Consider the following 25,160-nt stretch of genomic DNA (forward strand, 5'->3'; position numbering starts at 1 on the left):
TCCGATCTTGGCTGGCTATGTGCGTTCCAACACCACAAAAGCAACCGCGTACTCGGCTTCGTCACTCAAGGTGATATGACTCGCCGTGACGCCTGCCGCCTGGAGTAGCCGCTCTGCTTTACCGTCAAGCACGAAGTAAGGCTTACCCAAGGCATCATTAAGCACCTGGATATCACACCACTGCATTCCGTGGCGCAGACCAAGCCCTAGCGCTTTAACAAACGCCTCCTTGGCAGCAAAACGTTTGGCGAGGAAGGCGGCAGGCTGGGATTTCTGGAGCCAAAGCGTATGCTCTTCAGGCCCTAAAATTCGCTGCGCAAAGCGCGGGCCGTGCCGCTGCACGGCCCGCGTAAAGCGCTCAATACGCGCTATATCGGAGCCAATACCCACAATCATCGCCTAAAAAACCTCTTGGTAGGGACTCCTGAATAGTCAATCTCTAAAGAGTCAATCTCTGATCAATGCCCGCAGCATCCGTTATGCACATGATCTTCTGTATGTTCATGTTCATGGTCGTGCTCATGATCGTGGGCATCGAGAGCTGCCATTAACCCCGCCTCTTGGCCTGCGATAATCAAGCGTTTCATTTCTTGTACGGCCTCTTTCAGGCCAACAAACAGCGCACGGGCAATAATGGCATGACCAATATTAAGCTCGTTGATGCCTGGCAATGCCGCAATGGCTTCAACGTTATGGTAGTGCAAGCCGTGACCGGCATTGACCACCAATCCTAGTGAGACAGCATACGTGGCGGCAGCTGTTAAGCGGTGATACTCCGCATTCGCCGCATCGCTGCCTGGTCGAGCTTCTGCGTAAGCGCCTGTGTGCAGCTCGATGGTAGGAGCCCCGGCGCGCTGGGCAGCATCGATCTGCTCTACGTCAGGATCGATAAACAGAGAGACGTCGCAGCCCGCTGCGCTCAATCGCTGGCAGGCGCTGGCAATAACGTCAAAGCCGCCGACCACATCCAGGCCACCTTCAGTGGTCAGTTCTTCACGCTTCTCAGGTACCAGACAAACGTGGGCTGGACGCACTTCTTCAGCCAGCGCCAGCATCTCTTCGGTAACCGCCATTTCCAGGTTCATGCGGGTATTAAGCACTTCGGCCAGAATGCGCACATCACGAGGCTGAATATGACGACGGTCCTCACGCAAATGCACCGTAATACCATCAGCGCCCCCCTCTTCAGCCACTAGCGCGGCTTGAACAGGATCAGGGTAGCGGGTACCTCGGGCTTGGCGAAGTGTCGCAATGTGGTCAATATTGACGCCTAACAGTATCCGAGGGGGGTGCATAATGCCTCCAGCGCAGCGATAAGAAAGAGTTTGTGAGCAAGAAATTCAACCATTAGGGACGATGGCGACGTCGCGCTAAATCGAGCATTAATTCTCGCGAGCGTAAGACGGTGGAACCCAGGTGCGGTGCCAGTGCGGCACGCATCACCGCCTTCAAAGCGTTAGCGAGCCCTTCATGCTGCCAGTCACCCTGTTCAATATAGCGCAGCGTGCGGCCATCTAAACCGCGTTCGGCCGGGGAAAAAGCGCGCGTCGCTGCATCAAAACGATAGCGCAGTTGGGGGTCCAAAACGCTGCCCTCCGGTGTTGTAAACTGCGGCGTTGCTTCAAGCGCTTCTAGCAGCGCCCACTCATAACGGCGCAATGCCAACGCCCTCTCAGCGGGCGCTGGCAACGCTTCCAGTAGCGCTGTATAAAAGGCGAATACATCAGAGGCTGGCAACTCAAGCGGCAGTAGCCGGGTGGCGATTTCATTGGCGTAAAGCCCACAAAGTAAGCCTTCACCCGCTAATAGTGCCGTCTGGCCGCGCGACTCCATTAGCGTGAGCCGTTTTAAATCACGACTGCCTTGCCAACTCACGAATAGCGGCGTGAAGGGCTGTAAGCGCTGTCGCGATTTTGAACCAGGCCGCTGACCTCCATGGGCCACAGCACGCACTCTGCCATGATCAAGCGTTAATAGATCCACCAGCGCACTGGTTTCACGATAAGGCCGACGGTGGAGTAAAAAAGCCGGCTCTGGCGACATCGCTACCTTCAATCGAGGTCGTAACCTAAGCTTTTCAGGGCGCGCTCGTCATCCGACCAGCCGCGTTTCACCTTCACCCATAAATTGAGCATCACTTTCGTACCCAGCGCGCGCTCCATATCCAGGCGCGCTTCACGACCAATACTTTTGAGTCGATCGCCGTTCTCACCAATCAAAATGACTTTTTGGCCCTGACGCTCAACAAGAATGAGCGCGCTGATATGCGTAACACGCTCGGTCTCGCGGAACTCTTCAATTTCAACGGTCATCTGATAAGGAAGTTCATCGCCCAACTGGCGCATGACCTTTTCACGTACCAGTTCAGCCGCCATAAAACGCAGGCTTTTATCGGTAATCTGGTCTTCAGGGAAGAAGTGAACGCTTTCGAGAAGGTGTTTGGCCACTTCCTCTTCCAGGGTGTCTACCTGAGTCCCATGCTTAGCTGAAATCGGTATGATCGCGGCGAAGTCACGGCGAGCGCCGACATCCGCTAGCCAAGGCAGTAAATCGCCCTTTTCGCCTAGACGGTCGACTTTATTGACCGCCAGAATTATTGGCGCCTTAACGTGCTCAAGGCGCTTTAACACAGCCTGGTCTTCTTCCGTCCAGCGGGTGCGGTCAATAATAAACACCACACAATCTACGTCGCGCAGGGCCTGGGTAGCGGCCTGGTTCATAAAGCGGTTAATCGCTTTATTGCGATCCTTGGACATGATGTGCATGCCTGGGGTATCGACATAGATAAACTGTGTTTCTTCAACGGTTTTAATACCCATGACCTGATGGCGCGTGGTTTGCGGACGCCGCGAGGTAATCGATATTTTCTGCCCCAGAATACGGTTCATGAGGGTCGATTTGCCCACGTTGGGTCGGCCGACGATGGCAACGAATCCGCAGGTTTGGCTCATGATTTGTCTCCAGGACTTTTTTCAAGGTACGACAGCGCTTCTTCAGCCGCTTGCTGTTCTGCATGACGGCGGCTAGGGCCTTTACCAGTGGTATGCTCAACCAACAGGTCTATGTAACACTCCACGGTAAAGGTCTGGGCATGTGCTTCCCCCTTTACGCAGACAACTTCATACCGCGGCAAAGCGGCTTGACGCGACTGCAAAAACTCCTGCAAACGCGTTTTGGGGTCCTTTTGGGTATCTTGCAACGAGATATTTTCCAATCGCTCTGCATACCAATCCAATACACGGTCACGCACCACATCCATGCCAGCATCCAGATAGATAGCCCCAATGATGGCTTCAACCGCGTCCGCCAGGATCGATTCACGGCGATGCCCACCGCTTTTCATCTCACCAGAGCCTAGCCGCAAGCACTCACCGAACTCCATTTCCCGGGCAAGCTCCGCCAGCGTTTGGCCTTTCACCAACCGCGCACGCAGGCGTGAAAGCTGACCTTCACGAGCCTGGGGGAAGCGCTGAAACAGCGCCTCGGCGATCACAAAATTGACAATGGAGTCACCCAGGAATTCCAGGCGCTCATTGTTACGACCACCGAAGCTGCGGTGGGTCAAGGCCAATTCCAATAACGTATCGTCGCCAAAGGTATGGCCGATTCGTCGGCAAAAAGCGTTCAAGGAATTACTCACAGCTCTCCTACGTCATTGACGTTAACTAAAGTGACATAACTGACTAACCACAATCTAAGTAGGTGCTTCATTCAATACGACGCACGCTGGTAAAACTCGGCAACCCACCATCCCAATGCATCCACACTGCAAATGCACGACCAACAATATTCTCTTCCGGCACAAAGCCCCAATAGCGGCTGTCGTTGGAGTGGTCACGGTTATCACCCATCATGAAATAGTGCCCTTCAGGCACTTCTACTTCACGCATTTGTGGGCCAGGGTCGCGGGGGTTGTTATAGATAAAGTGCTCAGCATCGCCAAGGCGTTCTGCTAATAATAGCTGCTGGGGAGAGCCGCTGGGGCCCTCTTCAATCAACTCTTTCGCTACTGGCTCACCGTTGACATACAGCTGTTTGCCTTCATAGCGAATACGATCGCCTGGCATACCGACAACCCGTTTGATGAAATTCACAGAAGGCTCATCGGGGAAGCGAAACACCATCACATCGCCACGTTCAGGGTCATCTATTTCGATGAAACGCGTGTTTACCACGGGTAAACGTAAACCGTACGCAAATTTATTCACCAATATGAAGTCGCCTACCTCCAGCGTTGGCCGCATTGAGCCCGAAGGGATCTGAAAGGGTTCAATGATGAAGCTACGCACTACCAGCACCACTAATAGCACCGGAAAGAACGAACGCGCGTAGTCAACGGGCCAAGGTTCTTTGAGCAGCTTTTCGCTGGTTACTGGGTCAAGCCCCTCGTGGGTATTGGCCTCCGCTGCAGCAAATCGCTGACGGCGTTTGGGCTTGAGCAACAGCACATCCAAAAGATAAATAACGCCCGAAAGCGCAACGGCAAGTACCAGCAGTAATGAAAAATCCATGAGTGGCGTTCGTTCCTAGTCGTTAACCTTGAGCACAGCAAGGAAGGCATCCTGGGGAATTTCCACACGCCCCACTTGTTTCATGCGTTTCTTACCCGCTTTCTGTTTCTCGAGCAGTTTCTTCTTACGGCTGACATCGCCGCCATAACACTTGGCCGTGACATTCTTACGTAATGCCTTCACCGTTGAGCGCGCCACCACTTGGCCACCGATAGCCGCCTGGATTGCCACGTCGAACATCTGCCGAGGAATCAGCTCTTTCATTTTCTCCACCAGCAAACGGCCACGAGTGTGGGCATGGTCACGGTGGATAATGACGGCTAACGCATCGACTTTATCGCCGTTAATCAGCACGTCTAGACGCACTAACTTGGCTTCTTCAAAACGCTCAAAGTTGTACTCCAGCGACGCATATCCCTTAGAGATGGACTTCAAACGATCAAAGAAGTCCATGACGACTTCTGACATGGGTAGCTCATAGGCCAGTTGAATCTGGTTGCCTAAGAACTGCATATCCCGCTGTGTACCCCGGCGCTGTTCACACTCGGTAATCACGTTGCCTACATACTCCTGGGGAACCAGGATGCTGGCGCGGACAACCGGCTCGCGCATTTCATCTACGTCGGCCATGTCAGGCAGTTTGGAGGGGTTGGAGACGTAGTTAACGTCGCCGTTTTTCATCGCTAGTTCATAAACAACCGTTGGCGCCGTGGTGAGTAGGTCAATATTATACTCACGCTCCAGGCGCTCCTGCACAATTTCCATGTGTAGCGTGCCAAGAAAGCCCACACGGAAACCGAAGCCAAGGGCATCGGAGTTCTCTGGCACATATTCAAGCGAAGCATCATTAAGCGCCAGTTTTTCTAGCGCATCGCGGAAGTCTTCGTAATCATCCGCGCTGACCGGGAACATACCGGCATAAACCTGTGGCTTCACTTTTTGGAAACCAGGTAAGCGCGCGACGTCAGGGGTTTTCGTATGGGTAATCGTATCGCCCACCGGTGCCCCGTGAATCTCCTTAATGCCAGCGACAATAAAACCAACTTCACCGGCACGCAGGATATTAGTCTGTTTACGCTGGGGGGTAAAAATACCCACTTCTGTCGTGCCCCAGTCGCGGCCCGTCGATTTAATACGGATCTTATCGCCTTTGCGCAGCGTCCCATCAAATAGACGCACCAGTGAGACTACGCCGAGATAGTTATCAAACCAGGAGTCGATAATGAGCGCTTGCAGGGGTGCATCGGGATCGCCTTTGGGTGGCGGAATATCACGCACCAAGCGTTCCAGCAGGGCGTCAATTCCAATACCGCTTTTAGCCGACACTCGGCAGGCATCGGTAGCATCAAGCCCGATGATCTCCTCGATTTCCTGAGAAACCTTGTCACAATCTGCCTGCGGCAAATCGATTTTGTTAAGTACCGGCAGAACTTCCAGGCCTTGTTCAATCGCGGTATAGCAGTTGGCCACCGACTGGGCTTCCACGCCTTGTGCTGCATCGACTACCAGCAGTGCACCTTCACAGGCGTAGAGCGAACGCGACACTTCGTAAGAGAAATCAACGTGCCCCGGCGTATCGATAAAGTTGAGCTGGTAAACCTGGCCATCGGCAGCCGTATAATCCAGCGTCACCGACTGGGCCTTGATGGTAATACCACGCTCGCGCTCAATGTCCATGGAATCGAGCACTTGCTCTTTAAGCTCACGTTCCGTTAACCCTTCACAGGTCTGAATCAAACGATCAGAGAGCGTCGATTTACCATGGTCAATATGTGCGATAATAGAGAAATTTCGTATATGCTTGATTTTACTATCGTTTTCTTGGGTCATTTGCCGATTTAATCCGGGTATGTAGGCAATCGAGTACGATTAAAAAAAGTACCTTGAAATGCGCAGTCGAAATTTGGTGTCATTGTACCGTTAGCGGGGTTCCGGTGCTATGTTCATCAAAAAATGCCAAAAATAACCGCTACCTAATCACCTTACTAAGGTTCTACACGTACTATTTTTCACCCCTTGTGCAGGCATAGGGGCAAGCCAACTTTAACTATTTCATGGTATTTGCTTATTCCTATACTAGGTTTTTTTATTGGATGAGCTTGAAAAGGAATGTCATGGAAACCGAAATCCCCATCCTGGATATGCTAGCCCGCCTGCTTGTTGCCTCCGGCCTGGCCCTGTGCCTTGGCTTGGAACGGGAGCTTCGTGGCAAACCCGCGGGGCTCCGCTCCCATATGCTGGTGTCACTTGGCTCGTCTGCATTTATCATTGTTGGCATGAGCGTGCTATTTGCCACGAGTGAAGGGGATCACGCGGCAAGTATCGATCCTAATCGTGTTGTTGAGGGCGTCATTGGTGGCATAGGTTTTTTGGGTGCTGGCAGTATTATTCGCAGTGGCGCCCACATCGAAGGGATTACCACTGGCGCCTCGATTTGGCTGGCCGGTGCCGTTGGCGTTGCCGCAGGCATCAATAATTTCCCATTAGCCGTTATGGTCACTATTTTGGGATTAATCATCATGGTGATGTTAGGCCGATTCGAGCACGACATTATAAAGAACCTTGTTGATAAAAAAGGTAAGAGTAAAGAACGTGAAAAAAAGAATGAGGAGTGATCAAAAGAGGCAAGAGGAAATAAAGTGGTCGGAGGAAATAGAGGTAGGAAATACAGCCTAGCGAGCTTAATTATCGAGTGAGGCAGGCTAGCAGCCATAGTCCGGCGAGAACCGCCGGACTATGGGTAACAATAGATGGATTATTCTAGGCGAAGCGCTACAAACAGCGAACGACCCTCGCGGAACAGGCGCAACGGAATGGCACGATCAGTAGGCAACTCTTTGACAATGCTCATTAATTCCTCTGAAGAAGAGACGCTGCGATGATCGATACTTACCAATACATCCCCAGGCCGAATTCCTGCTTTAGCTGCCACGCTACCTGACTCAACTTGGCGAACAACCACGCCACCTGAGATATTCAGCTGCTCACGCATAGCATCATCAATTTCAGCCACCATTACGCCAAGACGTGTTTGGTTTTCGCTAGTGGCTTGAGCAGTTTGCTGCTCGGCGTCGGGCCAACTGCCCAGCTCTACTGATTCGGTCAGCTGTTCGCCATCACGCATCAAGGTAAGCTCTACCTCGGTACCGGGCGCACCTTTGCCAATTAGACGCGGCAGTGAGCTTGAGCGCTCGACCTCTTCACCATTGACTTCAAGAATGACATCACCAGCCTGGAGGCCGCCCTGCGCGGCAGGGCCTTCGGGATCAAGGTCAGCAATCAGCGCACCAATCGCACTCTCCATGCCAAACGACTCAGCCAAATCTTCGGAGACCGGCTGGATCATGACACCTAACCAGCCGCGATTAACTCGGCCATCTTCACGCAATTGCTCGGCCACATCCATGGCCACGTTGATGGGAATCGCGAATGAGACACCCATGAAACCGCCGCTACGAGTAAAGATTTGTGAGTTGATGCCGACCACTTCGCCATCAAGATTAAACAGCGGACCACCGGAGTTACCGGGGTTGATCGCCACGTCCGTTTGAATAAAGGGAACATACGCATCACGCGGCAATGTGCGATTGATTGCACTGACGATACCCGCCGTGACGGAGTGATCAAAACCGAAAGGCGAGCCAATCGCAGCGACCCATTCGCCAACTTTGAGGTCGTCAGAATCGCCCAGCGTCAATGTTGGTAGGTCATTGGCCTCTATTTTAAGGAGTGCCACATCGGTTTGTGGGTCACTACCAATCACTTGGGCACTCAACTCACGTCGATCATTGAGCCGCACAAGAATTTCATCAGCGTCTTGAACAACGTGTGCGTTAGTCATCACGTAGCCATCTTCGCTAATAACGAATCCAGAACCTAAGGATTGACGCTCCTCACTACGTCCTTGTCCATTGCTAGGCGGCGCGGGGAAGCTATCGCCAAAAAAATGACGGAAAATTTCTGGGATTTCCTGACCACCGAACCCTTCAAAACCAGGGACACTGCTACGCTGAACCGTTCTACTGGTAGAAATATTCACCACCCCAGGGGCGGCATCCTCTACCAGCTCGGTAAAATCAGGCAAACCCTGTGCGCTGGCCGCTTGGCCAAAGGTTAGCAATGCCACCACACATACCCATAGGGTGGAGGGGAGAATCAAGCGCTTCATGCAAGAGCTCCTACTTAAGGTGATAGTAATCGAAGGCAGATCAATGACTCACAGCAACGTTCATAGAAACTGTTTATAGAAATTTTTTATAGAAACAGTTCATTGAAAAGTGCCGGAGAACTAAATTAACCTTCTAATTGACCAAGCGTGGACGAAAGCGTTCCCCTCGCCCACGCAATAGGGAGTTAATACTTAGCGCACCGCCCACCAAGGCGATAAAAAAGATCAGTGGCGGCAGCCAAATTAAATCACTAACACGCGAGACTATGCCGGATAGCAACAGCGCTAGCAGTAAAGGGAGCCCATAAACAAAAAAAGCGAGTAGCGTGACGGACGCACTTGGCAAGCTTATGGTGACCAACTTCCCTAATGGATAGCGCTGCTCAATATCTAGGGCTGACTCAGGAAGTGCTATAGCAATGTGCTGGCTGCGCCGACGCGATAACAATCCTAAACCGCACCCTCTTCCCTGCGCGCACTGCTCACAATTCTCTTGGGCAGACATTTCTATAATAAGATGCTGGGGCTTAAACCCTACAACAGTGCCAGTGCGCAGCAGAGTGGAGCATGCAGTAGAGGCCGTCATTTCATTTCTTGACATACGTAAAACGAAAACACTAAGGCTCATCCTCATCGTGGCTATCACTACTGGTCTGAGATTCAAGCAAATCAAAATTGATTGAGCGGACGATCCGTTGGAGTGTTGCTACAGGCAGCTCACCAATGGCCACCACCTGCCAACGACCTTTAGCGCTCATTGTATGCTCAATGGCGACAGCAGAAACACCCAGTTGCTGGACGCCTTCTTTTAAAGCGGTAGTAGCATCAGAGGAAAGAGGTTCCACAAAGATACTTACCGTCGCTAAACCGTCGCTATAAACTCGTTGATGCCGATCATTGCCGGTAAAATTAATCGGTTGAGTAACAAAACCTTCGGGCAACCAGGTAACTTGCCAGGGAGTGCCCAGCACGACCTTTGAACCATCTACCCTAACGATTCCAGTATACTTTCGAGGCGATTGAAGCTGAGTGATTTGAAAAGTTTCTATGATTCGCCCTTGCTGGTCAATGAGTACATGCTTCAGCAACAGGCCAGTGTCTTGATCTAGCCACCACTCATGGGAAAAACGCCATTGATCGCGAGGCTCAAACATTAGTTTAACCGCTTCACGACCAGCAACACGCGCGTTATCTTCAAGCTCAATGGAATAGAACTGCTCAAGGTGAGCGGCCCACCGCGCTGGAGAAGGCAGCTCACCAGTGCTGTCCTCTTCTGTCCAGGCTAACCGCCCGACTGGCGAGCGTCGCTCGATACTGACAGAGGGACCATCTAAATACTGAACTACCTGCTGTCGAATACCGTCTTGAATTCGGTGCGAAAGCGCAAGAGTGCGAACCCCGATTGAATCAATAGCGACGGCTCTTGCTTGAAAGGCGTAACAGTGGCTGGCCCACAAACCACGCTCAAGCCACTGTGTTGCGCTGCTAGGCGCCTGCTGCGAAACCGCTGCACATTCATAACCAGCGTGGCTTTCTGATTGTTTATTTATGCTCTCTGCATAGACATCAAAAGAGAGCATACAAGCCACAGCTGCAGTTGCTAGCCCCCATGCTCGCTTAGTCCGCAGGGCAAACATCATATTGCGCACTTCCATCTCGCGCACTCCCTGCTCACCTAATAGGCGCTATGAAAAAGCCCGTCATTGAGGCTTAGCGCTGCCCTAGTGGCTCAGTTACTGCAGAAGGACGCATCAGCGGCATCCAGCTGTCACCACTGCCGTAAGCGGCACTTTGGGTGTGCTGTTTTAAGTAAGATTGCAATAAGCCGATCTGATCAACATCAATGTTAGTGCCTTGTGAAGCGGTGACTCCCTGAGGAGCCTGCGCTGAGAAGCCAGCTTCACTAATATTCATCAAACCACTTTGACCTGACTGCCCGCTAAGCCTAAACGGCGTAGGTTCAAACATCGGCATATCTGCACGCCCAGCAACTGCCGGCTGAGACGCCAAACTAACGGGTTGCACTTGAGTCCCCCCATTAGTACTGGAAGCAGTCGTTGCAATGTCGCCACCTTGACCAACCGGCGAATCGCTGCCAAAGAACTGCACACCTGTAATAACCATCAAGGAGACAGCAGCAGCAACGCCAGCACCACGGGCAAACGATATCCCTCCAGTGCGATAGGCCACTTGGTCTGAGCCTTGCGTTATGGGAGCAGGCTCGTCAAGCAATCGGGCCATGATGCCAGCAGAAAGATCAACGCTTACATCGACACCCTGCTCACGTTGCATCATGCTGCGCGCAAGATGATAGCGGCGCCAAGTATCGGCGGCGTCATCATCGTTAGGCAGCGCCTTCAACACTCGGCGAAGCTCTAGCTCATCACTTTCGCCATCCATCAACACCGAAAGTGATTCCCGTGTGTTTTGACTCATACTTCACACCCTCACACTGTTTAAAAGAAGTACTGGCATAGTGGCCACTCAGAACAAGCACCATCACGCCGACGACTTCCAAGGCCAAGACTCCGTTACACACTACTTAGGCTATCTACCTAACCAGGTTACAACGCTAAGCTCATGACGCTTTGCACATTGATACAACCATTGTGCTCATCAAGATAGTCATGCTTTATGACGCTAAACGTGCCAGACAGTTCACAAAAAAAGTAAAACCTTCATTTATTGTGATGGCGATTCAAAGCAATCACCTAGCCCTTTTATTAGTGACCGTTATTCATCGCGACTGTTCCTGGCCGTCGATACTAACGGACGAATATGCTCATCAACCGCTTCCCGAGCGCGGAAAATTCGTGAGCGAACGGTACCCACCGGACACTGCATTACCTGAGCGATATCTTCGTAAGCAAGACCATCCAGTTCTCGCAAGGTTATCGCCGTGCGCAGATCATCAGGCAAATTGGCAATAGCTTGGTAAACCGCTGCTTCAAGCTGATCTCTGGCAATGGCCGCTTCCGGCGATTCTGAATCGGCCAATCGGCCACTTTGATCGATAATTTCAGCATCAACAATATCTAGATCGCTGCCCGGGGGACGCCTGCCTCGCGAGACCAAATAATTTTTGGCAGTATTGATAGCAATACGGTACATCCAGGTATAAAACGCGCTTTCGGCGCGAAACTTGCCCAAGGCGCGATACGCCTTGATAAACGCCTCCTGAGCCACATCCTGCACTTCAGAGTGATCATGAACGTAACGACCGATCAGGCCGATAATTTTGTGCTGGTACTTTTTTACCAGCAAATCGAAAGCGCGCGTATCGCCTTTTTGGGCACGTTCCACAAGCTGTTGGTCTGTTTCCCGAGTGCCCATTCACACGCTCCTCCAGCTCGTACGGCGTGCGCCGAGCCCCATTCCTATTAGCCCTGACAAGTGGGCGTTCACAGCAAGCAGCATAGCGTCCCTTGGGCATTAATTAATAATAGAGTGAATAAAAGAGCGAATACATCGCCCATATATGTTGTTGCATTTTATAACGGTACCGAATTTTAAAGACAGGGCCCAGTTAAAACAGAGCCTCAGTGTTGCGCGTTCCGTGCAGGGCATCAAGCACTTAGCTCCTTTCACAAAACCCAGCGGCTGACACTTTTAATGCTGCTATAGTTCCACAACAATTGATTTTTACCTCCCCGGCAAGCGATAGTAGACGCCACTTTTATCGTCCTTACTTTTTCAGCCATTACGCAAGCACAGGTAGCAAGATGTCAGAACAGCAGGTTAATAACCTTAACGTCCTCGCTCAAGACGTTCTCACAACGCCAGAAGCGCTCAAGAATGCCATACCGTTAACGGAGGCAGCAGAGCGCACCGTAATAGAGGGGCGTAAAACCATCCAGAACATCCTGGATGGCAGCGATCCACGCCTGTTGGTAGTGGTCGGCCCTTGCTCTATCCACGACGTGGAAGCAGCGCTTGATTATGCCCGCCGTCTTCGCAAACTTGCCGATCAAGTTAGCGACAGCCTGTATATCGTGATGCGCGTCTATTTCGAAAAGCCGCGCACAACGGTGGGCTGGAAAGGCCTGATCAACGACCCGCACCTCAACGACTCTTTTGAGATCGATGAAGGCCTGCACATCGCCCGAAAACTGCTGGTCGACCTCGCTGAAATGGGCTTACCGCTCGCTACCGAAGCACTCGATCCCATCTCTCCCCAGTACATGCAAGACTGCATTAGCTGGTCAGCGATTGGCGCCCGCACGACCGAGTCGCAAACTCACCGGGAAATGGCTTCCGGCCTCTCCTGCCCGGTCGGCTTTAAAAACGGTACCGACGGCAGCCTGGACGTGGCGATTAACGCGCTTCAGTCCGTGGCCAGCCCGCACAATTTCCTGGGGATTAACCAAGCAGGCCAGGTGGCCATTATTCGCACCCGAGGCAACGCCTACGGCCACGTTGTTCTACGTGGCGGCAACGGCAAGCCCAACTATGACAGCGTAAGCGTTGCCCTGGCGGAGAAAGAGCTCGAGAAAGCCAAGCTCTCGCCCAACATTATGATCGACTGCTCCCACGCCAACTCCAACAAGGACGCAGCGCTACAGCCGTTAGTATTGGAAAACGTTACCAACCAAATCCTGGAAGGCAACACTTCCATCATAGGTCTGATGGTTGAATCCAACATTGGCTGGGGCAATCAAAAATTGCCGCAGGATCTTAGCCAGCTGCAGTATGGCGTCTCGATTACCGATGCTTGCATCGACTGGGACACCACGGTGGAAACCTTCAACCGCATGAACGATAAACTTGCCGCCACGCTAGCCAAGCGCATCGCCAAGTAGGTCGAAAACCCCGCTTCGGCGGGGTTTTTATTGTTTCCCAGTACACTGGATAATCGTTAGCGACTAATTTCACGCCGAAATGGTGGCAGTGCGTCCAGCAGCGCTTGCCCATATCGACGGGTAATCACCCGCTTATCCAGCAAGGTGATCGTCCCCCGATCACTCTCCTTACGAATCAAGCGCCCGCAGGCCTGCACCAGTTTAATAGACGCATCAGGCACGCTAATGCGCATAAACGCGTTACCACCCTGGCTCTCTATCCATTCTGCTAATGTAGCGCCCACTGGGTCATCGGGTACCGCAAAGGGTAGCCGCGTAATCACCACGTGCGTCAAATAGTCGCCGGGAAGATCTATGCCCTCGGCAAAGCTCGCCAAGCCAAAGATGATACTGCCCTCACCCCTATCCACCGCCGCCCGATGGCGCTCAATCAACTCGCGCTTTGGCAGTGCATCCTGAGCGAGCACCCGTTCTTTCATACTAGCTGGCAGTGCTTTATCAACCGCCCGCAACTGAGCTCGAGAAGAGAACAGCACTAACGCCGCCTCTTTATCAGCCAACTGCGATACAAAAGTCACGATCGCCCGCTCGTGGGCATCCCTGTCCCCAGGGTCGGTGGCCTCTTTGGGTACGCGCAGCACCGCATTGGCGTAATCAAAGGGGCTCGGCAACGCCTGATAGCGATAGCGATTGGCCAAGCCTGCCCGCTCTTGCAGGCGCTCAAAGCGCCCCAGGGCCGTCAGGGTTGCAGAGGTGACCACCGCCCCATGGCAGCGCCCCCATAAATGCTTGGCAAGCGTGTGCGCGGCTGAAACGGGGCTGGCCGAGAACTCAACCTCCGGCTCCCCCGCTACACGGCTTAGGGTAATCCAGCGGGCGCTGGGCGCCTCGTTAGCAATATCCTGCTCGCTGAACACCTGCCACAACGCATGCGCCTCTAAGGCACGCCCATGAAGCAACGCGACGAGCGGCAGCCAAGTTTCTGCCTGCTCACGATCAAGGCCGGTCTGCTTATCAGGATCAAGGCTTTCACGCAGGATGTCGCTAATGCTCTCCAAGCAGCGCGACAGCGAGGCGAACATCACCAACAATTGCTGCGCCTGTTCCCGCAGAGCGTCGGGCACTTGGCCCTTCTCAAAACGCGATTGATGAGTGGCCTCTTCGTCAGCCAAACCATTTGGCCGCTCCGCCAACTGATGACCCATGCTAAACACATCGCCTAGTGCGGGTTCCAGGTTATGAATCAGCTCTGGCAAGCTGACCAAAAGCCGCGACACCGTTGGCTGTATAGCCAACGCCTGGTGAAGGTCGGTCAAACTGCTTCTCAACGTTTTCAGCCAGCGCAAGCAGCCGTGCACCGCAAAGCGGTGGGCAAAGTGGGAAAGCGCCTTCTCGGGCAGGTGATGGCCTTCGTCAAACACAAAGATGCAGTCCGCCGGGTCGGGCAGAATAGCGCCGCCACCCAAAGCCAAGTCAGCCAGCACAAGGTCGTGATTGGCGACGATAACATCCGCATTCTCAAGCTCACGACGGGAACGGAAAAACGCGCAGGCACCAAAGTGGCCGCAGCGCCTGCCCGTACACTGGCGATGATCTACTGTGAGTCTTCGCCAGTGCGCATCGTCTATCGACTCTGGCCAATTATCGCGATCCCCTTCCCATTCGCCCTGGCCATAAGCTTGCGCCATATCGCTGGCAATGACCGTAAAGTCACTACTTTGCGTTTGCAGCGACTGCTCAAACAACGAGAGCGTTGGGTTGGGTTCAGTGCCTTCGAGGGCCTGATCCAGACGCGCCACGCACACATAGCGACCACGCCCTTTGGCTAATGCGTAGCGAAAGGGAATGCCGCTGTGGCTAGCCAGCGAGGGTAAGTCCTGATTCAGCACCTGCTCTTGGAGAGCGACCGTGGCCGTGGAAATAATCAGCCGTTTGCCGCGCGCTTTCGCGATGGGCAAGGCGGCGATTAGATAGGCCAGCGTTTTTCCAGTGCCGGTGCCCGCTTCAAGCACACACACGTGGGTATCGCTTGTGCGCTTACCTTCGCTGTCGCTCTCGATATTACCGAGGGTCCTGGCGATTTCGGCGATCATCATGCGCTGGCCGTAGCGTGGTGTTAGCTCAAGGGTATCCACCACGCGACGGTAAGCGTCTTGAATCTCGCTTTTGAGGGCATCATCCAGCATGCGGCTTAGAGCATACCTTCCGGCGGATGCACGCAGGGCAGCTTGTCGTTGATATAGCGCTCGATTTCCGGCAGTGAGAACGCATCCTCTTCGCCAACGAAGCTAATCGAGACACCCTTAGCGCCAGCTCGACCGGTACGACCGATACGGTGTACGTAGTCTTCCGGGTCTTCCGGCAGGGTGTAGTTGATAACGTGGCTGACGTCTTCAATGTGAATCCCACGTCCAGCAACGTCAGTCGCGACCAACACCTGGATTTCGCCTTCGCGGAAGCTTTCCAACGTTTTGATACGCTGCCCCTGAGGCACATCACCCGACAGCATCGCCACGCTTACGCCAGCTTTTTTGAGTAGATCGTCAAGCTTGCGCACCAAGTCACGGCGGTTACCAAAGACCATAACGCGCTCAAAGCTCTCTTGCTGGAGTAGATTCACCAACAAGCGCTGCTTATCGTCATCAGACACCAAATACACACGCTGATCGATATCCGCCTGATTCTCGACGGTCACTTCGATCTCGACGTGGGCAGGATCAAGCGTCCACTGACTGGCGAGATTCAAGATGTCGTCAGTAAAGGTGGCCGAAAAGAGGAAGGTCTGGCGCTCCTCTTTTTTCGGCGTGTAGCGAATAATCCGCTTCACGTCGGGAATAAAGCCCATCGACAACATGCGGTCGGCTTCATCTAACACCAATACTTCAACCTCATTAAGGTCGATATCACGCTTCTGATGGAAATCCAGCAGGCGCCCTGGCGTTGCTACTAGAATATCGATCTTGCTGCCCAGACTTTCACGCTGCTTCTGGTAGTCCATACCGCCGACCACACTCGCCACATTGAGCTGGGTAAATCGTGCTAACGCTTTAGCATCTTTTTCGATCTGCAGCGCCAGCTCGCGAGTAGGCGCAATAATCAAGGCGCGCGGTGCACCTGGCTTTTGACCATTGGGTGCTGGCTCTTCCAGGAAGTAGGCCATCACAGAGATCAAAAAGGCCGCGGTTTTACCGGTTCCCGTTTGCGCCTTGCCGACAATATCGCCACCTAATAGCGTTTGGCGCAGGGCCTCGGCTTGAATAGGTGTGCAGTATTCAAACCCTTGGGCGTGAATAGCGCGCATTAATGGCAGCGGCAGATCAAAGTCATGAAAGCGCCACTTGCCGGCCACGGCGGGCACCTGAAACTGACGAAGATCCCAGTTCGACTGGCGACGACGCGGTTTACGACGGCGGCGTTTTGGCTTGCGATTCTGGGCCGGGGCTGTGGTCTGTTCCGACTCGCTCATAGGCTGTCTATCTGTCCATTGCTGTGGAAGTTGGCTTCTTGACGTGCGCATTGTACCAGGGCTTGGCGATAAGAGCGCGTCCTGCTGTCGAAGGAGTCCCAAGGCCTGTTAGAATAGCCGTCAAATCGACGTAAGGAGCGCGACATGACGCGTAAGAAAAAAACTCGTTCACTGGCCGACAAAGTAACTATTCGTACCGGCCGGCGTAAAGATTATAAAAAATGGCGCCACGACAACCCTGACCAAGTGGCTCCATCGCGCCGCTTTGTGGCAAAAAAGCAACAGCAGCGCAAACTCCAGGCAGTGAGAAAACTCGCTCGCCAGCAGAGTGGGCAGGATATTGCCATTCACCCTGACAAAGGCAGTGAATCCAACAATCCCAAGGGGAGCGATTCATAATGCGTTTGGTTTCGTTCAACATTAATGGCATCCGAGCACGGCTTCACCAATTACAGGCGTTGATCGACACTCAGCAGCCGGACGTGATTGGGCTTCAGGAAACCAAGGTTCAGAATAGCGAGTTCCCGATTACTGACGTGGAAGCCATGGGCTACCACGTCTTTTATCACGGCCAAAAAGGCCACTACGGGGTTGCCCTACTGTGCCGTCAGGCACCTCAAGAAGTGTTTTATGGCTTCCCCGATGATGAAGAAGATGCCCAGTGCCGTATGATCGGCGTTCGCCTACTCGCGGAAGATGGGGAAGCCGTGACGGTATGGAACGGCTATTTCCCTCAGGGCGAAAACGTCACCCATCCCACTAAGTTTCCAAACAAAGAGCGCTTTTATGGTCAGCTAGCGCGGCTGCTCAACGAGCAGTACCGCCCTGACGAGCGGCTCGCTATCATGGGCGATTTTAATATATCGCCAGAAGACCAGGACATTGGCATCGGCGAGGCCAACCGCAAGCGCTGGCTGCGCGAAGGTAAAACCAGCTTTCAACCCATTGAGCGCGAATGGCTCGAAGGGGTCAAAGCGTGGGGGCTTACCGACAGCTATCGCCTCAGCTATCCACAAACCGATGACCGCTTTAGCTGGTTTGACTACCGCTCAAAAGGGTTTAACCAGGAGCCCAAGCGCGGCCTGCGCATTGACTATATTCTCGTCACCAAGGCGTTAGCCGATCAGACCACCGGCGCGGGTATCGACTACGATCTGCGCGGCATGGAACGCCCCTCTGATCACGCGCCTACCTGGAGTGACTTTGATATTGCGCTTAAAACCTAGCCTTCCCTGCCTGCGGCGTTAGGGCGCCGCGAGGGCGCTGTAAACCCATCCATGGGCGCTACTTTTTCCATCCCTGGAAAAAGACCCTCGCTCTACCCTATCGCCGACTCATGGAACTGAACAAACGTGTTTTTCCTAAGTTAAATTGACTAATTAAAGCTGACCAGCCACTGCTCCGCCTCCTTATCACCTAGCGACGAGGCGCGGGCAAAGGCTTGTTTCGCTTGCTCATCCTCACCCCAGGCGTAAGCGAGCTGACCATAGGCTCGCCAGTCGGCGGCTGTCTGCGTATGCAGCGCCAACGCTTTCCAAGCATTCAAAGCCTTCTCAACGTCTTTAGCCTGCCGCCAGGCATTGGCAAGCAAACGCTGGTGGGTTTCATCGCGGACAATATCGCCCTCATTTAGAGCCCGCTCTAGATGCTCTGCTGCTCTAGCGGGGGTTCCGCCAGCGAGATGAAGCTGAATCAACAGCCAAAAATCTTCCTGCTCGGTTAATTTGCCTAATTGCCACGCCGTTTCCCACAGCCCAGCAGCCACCCCTGCCTGACCAGCCTGCTGGGCAAGCCCGGCGGCTTGGCGCCAATCGGCAGCGTCGCTTTGCGCACTCAAGCCATCTAGCAGCCAGCCCAACGCCTGATCGCCTTGCCCTGCATTGCGATACACAGCAAGCGCCAGCGTCTGCTGTGCTTCGTTGAGTTCTGGCGTCTCATCAAGCGCCTGCTCAAGCCAGTCGGCGGCTTCTTCCCAATGCTCCTGTTGCGCCAGCAAGCGGATTAACTGCCAAGTCGTATCGATATCCTGCTGATTGGTTAACCACTCCCTGAGTAGCTCAATGACCTGATCATGCTGGTCGGCAGCACGGCGCAGCGAGGCCTCCTCACGTAGCCAACGGGCTGCTTGGGCACTATCGACACCGTCTAAGCCACGGGCAATCGCCAGCCGATCCGCTGCCGCAGCAGGCTGATCCTGGCGCGCCAAGGCGCCTGCAGCCAGCTGTTGATAGAGCGCACTAGCCCATTGATCCGATTGATTACCCGAGGCTAGCCGCTCAGCCTGGGCGGTGGCACGCTCGACAACGCTGCTTAGCTCCCCCTCTTGCAATTGGCTCTGCAGCGCGTTGAGGTCGGCAATAATATCCCCAGGCAATGCGGGACTCGCCTGCGCTGAAAACGACCAGACGCTTAGCAATAAAATTAAAAGACGCTTCATATTGCTACCTCAACTGAAACTCGATCCGCTGGGTGGCATTGCGTAACCGATCACTGGGTTCAAATTGCCACTGGCTAATTGCATCCCGTGCGGCATCGTCAAAAACACGACGCGGCTGCGCATTGGTAATCCGTATTGAAGAAGCATCCACACTGCCATCACGCCGGATCATAAAGGCGACCTCTACAAACCCTTCCATGCCACGGCGCTGAGCGCGCGCAGGGTAACTTGGATTTACCCGGCTGGTGGGGGTCGCCTGACCTACACTAACCGGCTCGTTAGAGGGCGCTGGCTCAGCCTGTGGCGCAGCTTCACGCACGGCAGGTTCACTTTGCGCAGCAGTGGTTGCCGCAGGGGCTGGCTCGGCAGGCGCTTCTCTCGGCGCAGGCTCTGGGGCTGGTTCTGGAGCAGGTTCAGGCTGTGGCTCAGGTTCCGGCTCAACTTCGGTAAGTTCGGGGAGCTCACTGTCCATTTCGACAGGCTCAACGGGCTCATCCGGCAGTTCTACTTCCGGTAAACTAATCGTGCTTTCCGCTACCGGAGGCGGCTCTGGCGCGGGCATAGGAGGCGGCGCTTGCTGTGGCGCTGCTTCTACAGGTTGAGGCGTAGGCGCCTCTTGTTCAGGGGCGACCTCCGGCGCTTCAACCATCGTCATCGCCATGCTCATGGTCAGCTCTTCGGGCTCCCGCTCGGGGGGCGCAACCAGCTGCGCCAGCAGCCAGAACAAGCCCACCGCTAGCACCACGCCTCCCAATAACGACAGCAGGTGGCGCATCATGACCCGCTCCGACTCGCCGCCACCGCCACTTGCTCAACGCCCGCTTCACGCAGGCGATCCATTACCTCGATCAGCAGGCCCGTGGTGGATTCACGGTCCGCCTGAATAACCACCGAGCCATCGTCACTGAGCATATCGGCGACCTGTTGGCCAACCCGGTGAGTATCCACCGGACTACCATCCACCCATACGGCGCCTTCTGGGGAAATTGCCACGAGCACCTGGGCGTCTGGGCGCGGCGTCGCGGCGCTGGATTCAGGGCGATCAATCTCCACGCCACTCTCTTTAACAAAGCTAGTAGTGACGATAAAGAAAATCAGCATGATAAATACCACGTCGAGCATGGGGGTAAGATTCACCTCATTACTCTCTGCAGTAGCTTCTATAGAACGGCGTCTACGCATCACTTTCCTCCAGTGCCCGCGCCAAGCGATCTTGCAGCCGCTGGTCTTCACGACGAATGACATGCTCTAAACGACTAATAAATAAAAGCCCCACCACGGCAATGGCCATACCGGTTAGGGTCGGCAGCGTCGCTCGGGCGACACCGTCCGCCATGGCGCGCGCTTGATGGGTTTCACTTAGCGAGAGGCTATCGAACACGCTAATCATGCCAGTCACCGTGCCTAACAAACCCAATAAAGGGCACAGCGCGACCAGCAGTTTCAGCCATGGCAAGGGCTTACGCAGTCTAGCGACCAGCGCCTCCGCCCACACATGACGAAGCGTACGGGCGCTCCAACTGGTGTGGTCGCTGCGCGCCGCCCAACGTCGCAATAACTGACGCCGCGCGGTACGCCAGGTAATTCGGTAGTACCACCAGCGCTCCATGGCCATGGCAAATACCAGCACAGCCACCACTGCCAGCACGACCAATACCGCGCCACCCGCTTCCACTAAGCGCTCAACGGGTTCGAGCCAGAGAGGAAGAGTGGACATATCAGTTCACCGCGGGCGTGTGAGATTCGAGATGATCCGCTAATGTCGCGCTCGCCTGCCCTTCAATCACATGGGTCAAATAGCGGCTACGACCCGACAGGGCTGTCTGCACGAACAGCAGCGGCACGGCGGTAATCAAACCGAGTACAGTGGTTACCAGTGCTTGGCTAATACCGCCCGCCATCAGTTGCGGGTCGCCGGTGCCAAACACGGTAATCGCCTGGAAAGTTACGATCATGCCGGTGACCGTACCCAACAATCCAAGCAACGGCGCAATCGCGGCCAGCAATTTGACCATCGGCTGGCTACGCTCCAGTTTTGGCAGCTCAGCCAGTACCGCCTCGTCCAATCGTGCTTCCAACGCTTCAGGGGTCTGGTGTTTATCCATGCCTTCAAAACGCAGCAATACACGCCCTAGTGGATTGTTAGGTTTTAACTGGCTGAGCGACTGACGCTGTCGATTAACACGCAGGCTAACGAGCACTAAATAGAGGTACTGCCCTAACCCAATGATCAGGCCTAAAATGCCTAATGCAACGACCACATAGCCGACATAACCGCCTTGCTGGAAACGCTCCCACAGACTGGGCTGCTGGGCTAGGGCTTCCAGCACGCTGCCCTGAGTAGGATCAACAGCGAAGACATGGCTCTCGCCCTGGTAGTAATCCGCTAGCAACCCACCAATGGCATCAGGTGTACGCGGCAATACCACTAGGTTGCCGTCATTTTCTCCGCGCTCTAAAAGCTCGTTTTCAGTAAAAGCCGCGAAATCTCCAAGCCGCACCAACTTACGGGCGGCTACTTCGCCGTTAGCATCGGCGACGGGCAGTGAAAGGCGCTCAGCGCGGCCCGTACGCGCCGTTAATGCCGCCAAGCGATCCACCACCTCTTCCAATTGATGGCGTTCGAGCACTTCGACTTCATCCAAACGTGGCGGCAGCGACCCTTCTTCTAGGGAAAGCAAACTCTCTTCACCCAGTGCATTGCGAATTTCTGAGCTATGCCGGGCAAGGTTAGACAGCAGCCCTGTCAGTGCCTCGCCCTGCTCCGCCTGACGCTCGCTTAACTCGCTGGCTTGATCGGTTTGCTCTGCCTGCTGGATCTCTAACGCTTCGTGCTGCTGCTGAGCCTCTTCGTGATCAGTGCGGGCTTGCTCCAGCGCAGACTCTAATGCTTGCTGGTCGTCTAAAAAGCCCATTAGACGCTGCTGGTCACGCGCTTCAGCCGCTTCTCGTGCTTCACGCAGCGACGTTGCGCTTTCAGTTTGTGCCATTGATGCGCCACTGATCGCTACCAGCCCTAACATCAAGCAGGCATAAAAAAGTTGACGGAGAGTTGGTCGACTCATGGTTGCTCTCCCTGCTGGTCATTCGCACTGATTGAGAGCGGCAAGGTTAATAAATCCGGCGCGCGCTGATCTTTCGCCATACGCAGCCCATTGCGCACTTCACGCAGGTATTCGTCATCAAGTGGCTGCCATCCACCGCTTTCAGCATTCCACACCCCACCTTCACGCCCATCAGGGGTTAGATAATAAAAACCGATACGACCCACACGTAAAAAATCCACTTCACGTTCGCGGCGATCCTGGCTTAAACGACCCCGCCAGCTATCCATCTCACGGCCATAATCGAGCTCGACGCGCCAGGCTTCGAGTAGCCCATTAATGCGTTCAATGGTGTTTTCGCCCTGTTCCTCAGGCTGACGCTCAACCCGTGCCAGCCGCTCCTCGCGTAGAAACGGCAAGTCACGTTCAATCCATTGACTGAGCTGAACAGACATATTTTGTTCAATCACAGGCAGCGCTGCGCGCGTCTCTTCAAGCGTATTCAGGGCAGTCGCCAGACGCTGCTGGCGTTCGGCTTCTTCCGCCAAGCGCCCGGACAGTGAGGCATTTTCAGCGTCTAACTGGCGTGTTTCGCGCTCTAAGCGGCGTAGCTCTTGCAGTTGCTCACGCGTTTGTTCATCGGCAGCATCAATTTGCGCCTGAAGTGCGGCCTGGGTTTGCTGGGCTTCTACACTTTCGGCCGCTTGAGCCACTGCTTGTTCACTTGCCAGCAGCGTGCCGCTGGCCAGCACCCCCGCCAGCCACCATCCACGCAAGGCAAAAAAAGGCCTGTTCAGCACGTCGACTCTCCGTCACTGAGTAGCCAGCGGCTGTCACCGCCCGGCTAAAAACTAATTAGGTATTAGAACGATTTGCGTTTAACTTTTACGCGTCTAGCCTACCACTAATATAATAAATGACAATATTTATCATTAACAATCAGGCGTTATCTCTCATCGAGCGCGCATAAAAAAAGGCGCCTATCAGCGCCCTTTCATCACAAACATCACTATGTGTGCTTTGCCACTACATACTCTTTCGTCAGCGGCGCTAGCGGAAGCTGCCAAGCCTCTTCACGGGTCACCCATATTGCTTCGGCAATTTCAGCGGCCGCCTCGACAGGCTCGTCAATAACAAGGCTAAACAGATGCGCTTCAAGCATCACGTCCGGCTCATTAGCCGCTGGCACGGAATGCATTCCGAGGGGTATCAGCTGATCCTCGCTAACATGCAAGCCAAGCTCCTCTTGCAGCTCGCGGCACAACGCCTCTAGCGCGCTCTCACCTGCATCGATTTTGCCGCCTGGCTGCATATAGAAAGACGTATTGTGCTTACGCACCAATAGCAAGCGCCCATCTGGGTCACTCACCACAGCAGCGGCAATTTTCAATACGTTAGCAGGGTTGGCTGTCATACATATTCCTTTTCTTCCTGATAAATTTAGCATCCTATAGCACACATTGGAAAACCGAGTACGTTTTTAACGTTTAGGAGGTGAGGAGTTTGATTGCACCTACCTTTATTAACAATATTTAAACCCTCAATTCCTCAAGCTGCTTATATAGATCGTTGATTTCTCTACGCAGAGAATTAACAAGAATTTTTGATATTGCTGAGTTTGATGAAGACTTGTACTTTCCGAAACTAAGTGACTGGCTTTCACCTTCCGCACGACTGAGATCTGCTTCTTTTTTCTTGATGAGGTTTTCTAGATTTGTTATTTCTGCAGACATAACATTACCAACCCTTATTGAGTGTGTTATTCAGTAGCTCATACAAGAGAATTTTAGCTAAAAACTCATTATTTGAAGATATTGACGCTGACTTTGAGCCAAGCTCAATAGAGTTAACAGTCAATATTCCCCCTAAAATGGATGCTTGCCCTATGAAGAATTTTCCGTCTTTCTCAATTTCGACATCAAATCTATTCATGAGTGGCCCCCGATAGCTCTTAACTGAGCCATCACATATATCTTGCTAGAATACAGAGTCAAATGAACAAATTCCATGCAGTTAATATCGTTAACCATTTGCCCACGACTGATATCTTAAAAGCTCAATCAAAAGCTTCTTTGCATGTTTATTATTTTCTACCAATTGCTTTCGGTAGCTCTCCCTAGATCTGTTCATCTGTCGTTCAAACTCAGGATTATGACCACTAGAAAGACTAAACATAAAGGCCATACTTGGTCGCCCAATTAATTCATTTAAACGCTTACTATAGAAACCTCCCATTTCCAAAGTTGCCACAAATTCAATCAACTCACCTGCCTTCTTCTCCAATGAATCGACAGAGTCAATATTGATCTGAATATCATCTAGGAACGCCTGACGAAGATATATTGGATGAAACTGTGGCTTAAGAATACTCGGATCTTTATGCTCCCTGAATAGCTTTAACTTCGGAATATCAACTTTTCTTGTTGGGTTGTGCTGATCTCTGAGATGGCAATTCGGACAAAGAGGAAGGAGATTTTCTTGTGTATTATTTGTCGCATCCTCATCAACGTGATGCAGATGAGGCCTATCACCTGCACAAAATGCACACCGATGATCGTATTCATTAAGAACCTTTTCCCTCAGGCCTTTAGGAATTGATTCTCGAGGCATACGAATCTCCTTATCAGTAACAGCAAGCTAGACAAAAAATTTAATATTGAATAAATCTGTCATCTGATTAAGCAGTCTTAAAGCACGCGATGAGTAAACCCCTCTCACCGCGCTTAATGGTAATA

Annotated in this window: 28 protein-coding genes; 4 read left to right on the plus strand and 24 right to left on the minus strand. The window is 53.3% G+C overall.

Features of this window, described 5'->3' with window-relative positions; genetic code table 11:
- Window positions 1-15: 15 nt before the first annotated feature.
- The 7 genes from acpS to lepA form a co-directional block, all read right to left on the minus strand.
- The gene (gene acpS, locus CXF87_RS07335) at window positions 16-396 is read right to left on the minus strand and encodes a holo-ACP synthase (RefSeq protein ID WP_101146156.1); all 381 of its coding nucleotides are present in this window, start codon (window positions 394-396) and stop codon (window positions 16-18) included.
- A 62-nt stretch (window positions 397-458) separates the two neighbouring features.
- Window positions 459-1,295, minus strand: coding sequence for a pyridoxine 5'-phosphate synthase (pdxJ, locus tag CXF87_RS07340; RefSeq protein WP_101146157.1), 837 nt, complete (start codon window positions 1,293-1,295; stop codon window positions 459-461).
- A gap of 52 nt (window positions 1,296-1,347) precedes the next feature.
- Entirely contained in the window at window positions 1,348-2,043 is a 696-nt protein-coding gene (recO, locus tag CXF87_RS07345) for a DNA repair protein RecO (RefSeq protein WP_101146158.1), read from the minus strand.
- 8 nt (window positions 2,044-2,051) lie between these two features.
- Window positions 2,052-2,951: a GTPase Era gene (gene era / locus CXF87_RS07350; RefSeq protein WP_101146159.1), complete on the minus strand. Its 900-nt coding sequence runs from the start codon at window positions 2,949-2,951 to the stop codon at window positions 2,052-2,054.
- Window positions 2,948-3,640 (minus strand): ribonuclease III, encoded by a 693-nt coding sequence (rnc, locus tag CXF87_RS07355; protein WP_101146160.1) that lies wholly within the window; start codon window positions 3,638-3,640, stop codon window positions 2,948-2,950. The genes era and rnc overlap by 4 nt, the downstream gene beginning before the upstream one ends.
- Before the next feature lie 67 nt (window positions 3,641-3,707).
- Complete coding sequence (gene lepB / locus CXF87_RS07360; protein WP_101146161.1) at window positions 3,708-4,511, minus strand: signal peptidase I; 804 nt, start codon at window positions 4,509-4,511, stop codon at window positions 3,708-3,710.
- A 15-nt stretch (window positions 4,512-4,526) separates the two neighbouring features.
- Entirely contained in the window at window positions 4,527-6,341 is a 1,815-nt protein-coding gene (gene lepA / locus CXF87_RS07365; protein WP_101146162.1) for a translation elongation factor 4, read from the minus strand.
- Window positions 6,342-6,625: 284 nt separating this feature from the next.
- Here lepA and CXF87_RS07370 point away from each other — a divergent pair, with 284 nt between their 5' ends.
- On the plus strand, window positions 6,626-7,126 hold the full coding sequence (locus CXF87_RS07370) for an MgtC/SapB family protein (protein WP_101146163.1): 501 nt from the start codon (window positions 6,626-6,628) through the stop codon (window positions 7,124-7,126).
- A 140-nt stretch (window positions 7,127-7,266) separates the two neighbouring features.
- Here the strand turns inward: CXF87_RS07370 and CXF87_RS07375 are convergent, their stop codons facing one another.
- The 5 genes from CXF87_RS07375 to rpoE all read right to left on the minus strand — a co-directional run bounded on the left by CXF87_RS07375 (window position 7,267) and on the right by rpoE (window position 12,012).
- Window positions 7,267-8,679 (minus strand): DegQ family serine endoprotease, encoded by a 1,413-nt coding sequence (locus CXF87_RS07375; protein WP_101146164.1) that lies wholly within the window; start codon window positions 8,677-8,679, stop codon window positions 7,267-7,269.
- Window positions 8,680-8,812: 133 nt separating this feature from the next.
- A complete protein-coding gene (locus CXF87_RS07380; protein ID WP_332870628.1) occupies window positions 8,813-9,313 on the minus strand; it encodes a SoxR reducing system RseC family protein in 501 nt (166 codons plus the stop codon).
- Window positions 9,297-10,334 (minus strand): MucB/RseB C-terminal domain-containing protein, encoded by a 1,038-nt coding sequence (locus CXF87_RS07385; RefSeq protein WP_101146166.1) that lies wholly within the window; start codon window positions 10,332-10,334, stop codon window positions 9,297-9,299. The genes CXF87_RS07380 and CXF87_RS07385 overlap by 17 nt, the downstream gene beginning before the upstream one ends.
- 55 nt (window positions 10,335-10,389) lie before the next feature.
- The gene (locus tag CXF87_RS07390; RefSeq protein ID WP_101146167.1) at window positions 10,390-11,115 is read right to left on the minus strand and encodes a sigma-E factor negative regulatory protein; all 726 of its coding nucleotides are present in this window, start codon (window positions 11,113-11,115) and stop codon (window positions 10,390-10,392) included.
- A gap of 297 nt (window positions 11,116-11,412) precedes the next feature.
- Entirely contained in the window at window positions 11,413-12,012 is a 600-nt protein-coding gene (gene rpoE, locus CXF87_RS07395; RefSeq protein WP_008956771.1) for an RNA polymerase sigma factor RpoE, read from the minus strand.
- Window positions 12,013-12,401: 389 nt separating this feature from the next.
- On the opposite strand from rpoE, the gene CXF87_RS07400 reads away from it, so the two are divergent.
- A complete protein-coding gene (locus CXF87_RS07400; RefSeq protein ID WP_101146168.1) occupies window positions 12,402-13,478 on the plus strand; it encodes a 3-deoxy-7-phosphoheptulonate synthase in 1,077 nt (358 codons plus the stop codon).
- Window positions 13,479-13,534: 56 nt separating this feature from the next.
- Here CXF87_RS07400 and dinG read toward each other — a convergent pair whose 3' ends face one another.
- Window positions 13,535-15,664, minus strand: a complete 2,130-nt coding sequence (gene dinG, locus CXF87_RS07405) for an ATP-dependent DNA helicase DinG (protein WP_101146169.1) — start codon at window positions 15,662-15,664, stop codon at window positions 13,535-13,537.
- Between the two features lie 5 nt (window positions 15,665-15,669).
- Window positions 15,670-16,944, minus strand: a complete 1,275-nt coding sequence (gene rhlB / locus CXF87_RS07410) for an ATP-dependent RNA helicase RhlB (protein ID WP_232774769.1) — start codon at window positions 16,942-16,944, stop codon at window positions 15,670-15,672.
- Window positions 16,945-17,088: 144 nt separating this feature from the next.
- Between rhlB and CXF87_RS07415 the strand changes: the two genes are divergently transcribed.
- Window positions 17,089-17,343, plus strand: a complete 255-nt coding sequence (locus tag CXF87_RS07415; protein WP_101146171.1) for a hypothetical protein — start codon at window positions 17,089-17,091, stop codon at window positions 17,341-17,343.
- Window positions 17,343-18,170 carry an exodeoxyribonuclease III gene (gene xthA, locus CXF87_RS07420; protein WP_101146172.1) on the plus strand — a complete coding sequence of 276 codons (828 nt, stop codon included), beginning with the start codon at window positions 17,343-17,345 and terminating at the stop codon, window positions 18,168-18,170. The genes CXF87_RS07415 and xthA overlap by 1 nt, the downstream gene beginning before the upstream one ends.
- A gap of 149 nt (window positions 18,171-18,319) precedes the next feature.
- Here the strand turns inward: xthA and CXF87_RS07425 are convergent, their stop codons facing one another.
- The 10 genes from CXF87_RS07425 to CXF87_RS07465 all read right to left on the minus strand — a co-directional run bounded on the left by CXF87_RS07425 (window position 18,320) and on the right by CXF87_RS07465 (window position 25,035).
- Window positions 18,320-19,381 carry a hypothetical protein gene (locus CXF87_RS07425; protein WP_101146173.1) on the minus strand — a complete coding sequence of 354 codons (1,062 nt, stop codon included), beginning with the start codon at window positions 19,379-19,381 and terminating at the stop codon, window positions 18,320-18,322.
- Window positions 19,382-19,385: 4 nt separating this feature from the next.
- Window positions 19,386-20,159: an energy transducer TonB gene (locus CXF87_RS07430; protein ID WP_101146174.1), complete on the minus strand. Its 774-nt coding sequence runs from the start codon at window positions 20,157-20,159 to the stop codon at window positions 19,386-19,388.
- Window positions 20,156-20,563, minus strand: coding sequence for an ExbD/TolR family protein (locus CXF87_RS07435; protein ID WP_101146175.1), 408 nt, complete (start codon window positions 20,561-20,563; stop codon window positions 20,156-20,158). The genes CXF87_RS07430 and CXF87_RS07435 overlap by 4 nt, the downstream gene beginning before the upstream one ends.
- Entirely contained in the window at window positions 20,556-21,098 is a 543-nt protein-coding gene (locus tag CXF87_RS07440) for a MotA/TolQ/ExbB proton channel family protein (protein ID WP_101146176.1), read from the minus strand. The genes CXF87_RS07435 and CXF87_RS07440 overlap by 8 nt, the downstream gene beginning before the upstream one ends.
- A 1-nt stretch (window position 21,099) precedes the next feature.
- Window positions 21,100-22,446 (minus strand): MotA/TolQ/ExbB proton channel family protein, encoded by a 1,347-nt coding sequence (locus tag CXF87_RS07445; RefSeq protein ID WP_101146177.1) that lies wholly within the window; start codon window positions 22,444-22,446, stop codon window positions 21,100-21,102.
- A complete protein-coding gene (locus tag CXF87_RS07450) occupies window positions 22,443-23,225 on the minus strand; it encodes a DUF3450 domain-containing protein (protein ID WP_101146178.1) in 783 nt (260 codons plus the stop codon). The genes CXF87_RS07445 and CXF87_RS07450 overlap by 4 nt, the downstream gene beginning before the upstream one ends.
- Window positions 23,226-23,434: 209 nt before the next feature.
- The gene (locus CXF87_RS07455) at window positions 23,435-23,839 is read right to left on the minus strand and encodes an NUDIX hydrolase (protein WP_101146179.1); all 405 of its coding nucleotides are present in this window, start codon (window positions 23,837-23,839) and stop codon (window positions 23,435-23,437) included.
- Window positions 23,840-23,957: 118 nt separating this feature from the next.
- Window positions 23,958-24,158: a hypothetical protein gene (locus CXF87_RS21560; protein WP_157826476.1), complete on the minus strand. Its 201-nt coding sequence runs from the start codon at window positions 24,156-24,158 to the stop codon at window positions 23,958-23,960.
- Window positions 24,159-24,162: 4 nt separating this feature from the next.
- On the minus strand, window positions 24,163-24,357 hold the full coding sequence (locus CXF87_RS07460) for a hypothetical protein (RefSeq protein ID WP_101146180.1): 195 nt from the start codon (window positions 24,355-24,357) through the stop codon (window positions 24,163-24,165).
- A gap of 90 nt (window positions 24,358-24,447) precedes the next feature.
- Window positions 24,448-25,035, minus strand: coding sequence for an HNH endonuclease (locus tag CXF87_RS07465; RefSeq protein ID WP_101146181.1), 588 nt, complete (start codon window positions 25,033-25,035; stop codon window positions 24,448-24,450).
- Window positions 25,036-25,160: the final 125 nt, after the last annotated feature.

The organism is Halomonas sp. MES3-P3E (genome assembly GCF_002836035.1).
In the GTDB taxonomy this organism is placed as follows: domain Bacteria; phylum Pseudomonadota; class Gammaproteobacteria; order Pseudomonadales; family Halomonadaceae; genus Vreelandella; species Vreelandella arctica.

What these genes read in the sequence shown, in the direction of transcription:
- CXF87_RS07460 (WP_101146180.1), bottom strand. Translation starts at nt 24,357, where the DNA reads ATGAATAGATTTGATGTCGAAATTGAGAAAGACGGAAAATTCTTCATA.
- lepA (WP_101146162.1), bottom strand. Translation starts at nt 6,341, where the DNA reads ATGACCCAAGAAAACGATAGTAAAATCAAGCATATACGAAATTTCTCT.
- rpoE (WP_008956771.1), bottom strand. Translation starts at nt 12,012, where the DNA reads ATGGGCACTCGGGAAACAGACCAACAGCTTGTGGAACGTGCCCAAAAA.
- CXF87_RS07385 (WP_101146166.1), bottom strand. Translation starts at nt 10,334, where the DNA reads ATGGAAGTGCGCAATATGATGTTTGCCCTGCGGACTAAGCGAGCATGG.
- CXF87_RS07380 (WP_332870628.1), bottom strand. Translation starts at nt 9,313, where the DNA reads ATGAGGATGAGCCTTAGTGTTTTCGTTTTACGTATGTCAAGAAATGAA.
- xthA (WP_101146172.1), top strand. Translation starts at nt 17,343, where the DNA reads ATGCGTTTGGTTTCGTTCAACATTAATGGCATCCGAGCACGGCTTCAC.
- CXF87_RS21560 (WP_157826476.1), bottom strand. Translation starts at nt 24,158, where the DNA reads ATGTCTGCAGAAATAACAAATCTAGAAAACCTCATCAAGAAAAAAGAA.
- CXF87_RS07370 (WP_101146163.1), top strand. Translation starts at nt 6,626, where the DNA reads ATGGAAACCGAAATCCCCATCCTGGATATGCTAGCCCGCCTGCTTGTT.
- acpS (WP_101146156.1), bottom strand. Translation starts at nt 396, where the DNA reads ATGATTGTGGGTATTGGCTCCGATATAGCGCGTATTGAGCGCTTTACG.
- pdxJ (WP_101146157.1), bottom strand. Translation starts at nt 1,295, where the DNA reads ATGCACCCCCCTCGGATACTGTTAGGCGTCAATATTGACCACATTGCG.
- recO (WP_101146158.1), bottom strand. Translation starts at nt 2,043, where the DNA reads ATGTCGCCAGAGCCGGCTTTTTTACTCCACCGTCGGCCTTATCGTGAA.
- CXF87_RS07390 (WP_101146167.1), bottom strand. Translation starts at nt 11,115, where the DNA reads ATGAGTCAAAACACACGGGAATCACTTTCGGTGTTGATGGATGGCGAA.
- CXF87_RS07430 (WP_101146174.1), bottom strand. Translation starts at nt 20,159, where the DNA reads ATGATGCGCCACCTGCTGTCGTTATTGGGAGGCGTGGTGCTAGCGGTG.
- CXF87_RS07400 (WP_101146168.1), top strand. Translation starts at nt 12,402, where the DNA reads ATGTCAGAACAGCAGGTTAATAACCTTAACGTCCTCGCTCAAGACGTT.
- CXF87_RS07455 (WP_101146179.1), bottom strand. Translation starts at nt 23,839, where the DNA reads ATGACAGCCAACCCTGCTAACGTATTGAAAATTGCCGCTGCTGTGGTG.
- lepB (WP_101146161.1), bottom strand. Translation starts at nt 4,511, where the DNA reads ATGGATTTTTCATTACTGCTGGTACTTGCCGTTGCGCTTTCGGGCGTT.
- CXF87_RS07425 (WP_101146173.1), bottom strand. Translation starts at nt 19,381, where the DNA reads ATGAAGCGTCTTTTAATTTTATTGCTAAGCGTCTGGTCGTTTTCAGCG.
- CXF87_RS07445 (WP_101146177.1), bottom strand. Translation starts at nt 22,446, where the DNA reads ATGAGTCGACCAACTCTCCGTCAACTTTTTTATGCCTGCTTGATGTTA.
- rhlB (WP_232774769.1), bottom strand. Translation starts at nt 16,944, where the DNA reads ATGAGCGAGTCGGAACAGACCACAGCCCCGGCCCAGAATCGCAAGCCA.
- dinG (WP_101146169.1), bottom strand. Translation starts at nt 15,664, where the DNA reads ATGCTGGATGATGCCCTCAAAAGCGAGATTCAAGACGCTTACCGTCGC.
- CXF87_RS07375 (WP_101146164.1), bottom strand. Translation starts at nt 8,679, where the DNA reads ATGAAGCGCTTGATTCTCCCCTCCACCCTATGGGTATGTGTGGTGGCA.
- era (WP_101146159.1), bottom strand. Translation starts at nt 2,951, where the DNA reads ATGAGCCAAACCTGCGGATTCGTTGCCATCGTCGGCCGACCCAACGTG.
- CXF87_RS07415 (WP_101146171.1), top strand. Translation starts at nt 17,089, where the DNA reads ATGACGCGTAAGAAAAAAACTCGTTCACTGGCCGACAAAGTAACTATT.
- CXF87_RS07440 (WP_101146176.1), bottom strand. Translation starts at nt 21,098, where the DNA reads ATGTCCACTCTTCCTCTCTGGCTCGAACCCGTTGAGCGCTTAGTGGAA.
- CXF87_RS07435 (WP_101146175.1), bottom strand. Translation starts at nt 20,563, where the DNA reads ATGCGTAGACGCCGTTCTATAGAAGCTACTGCAGAGAGTAATGAGGTG.
- CXF87_RS07465 (WP_101146181.1), bottom strand. Translation starts at nt 25,035, where the DNA reads ATGCCTCGAGAATCAATTCCTAAAGGCCTGAGGGAAAAGGTTCTTAAT.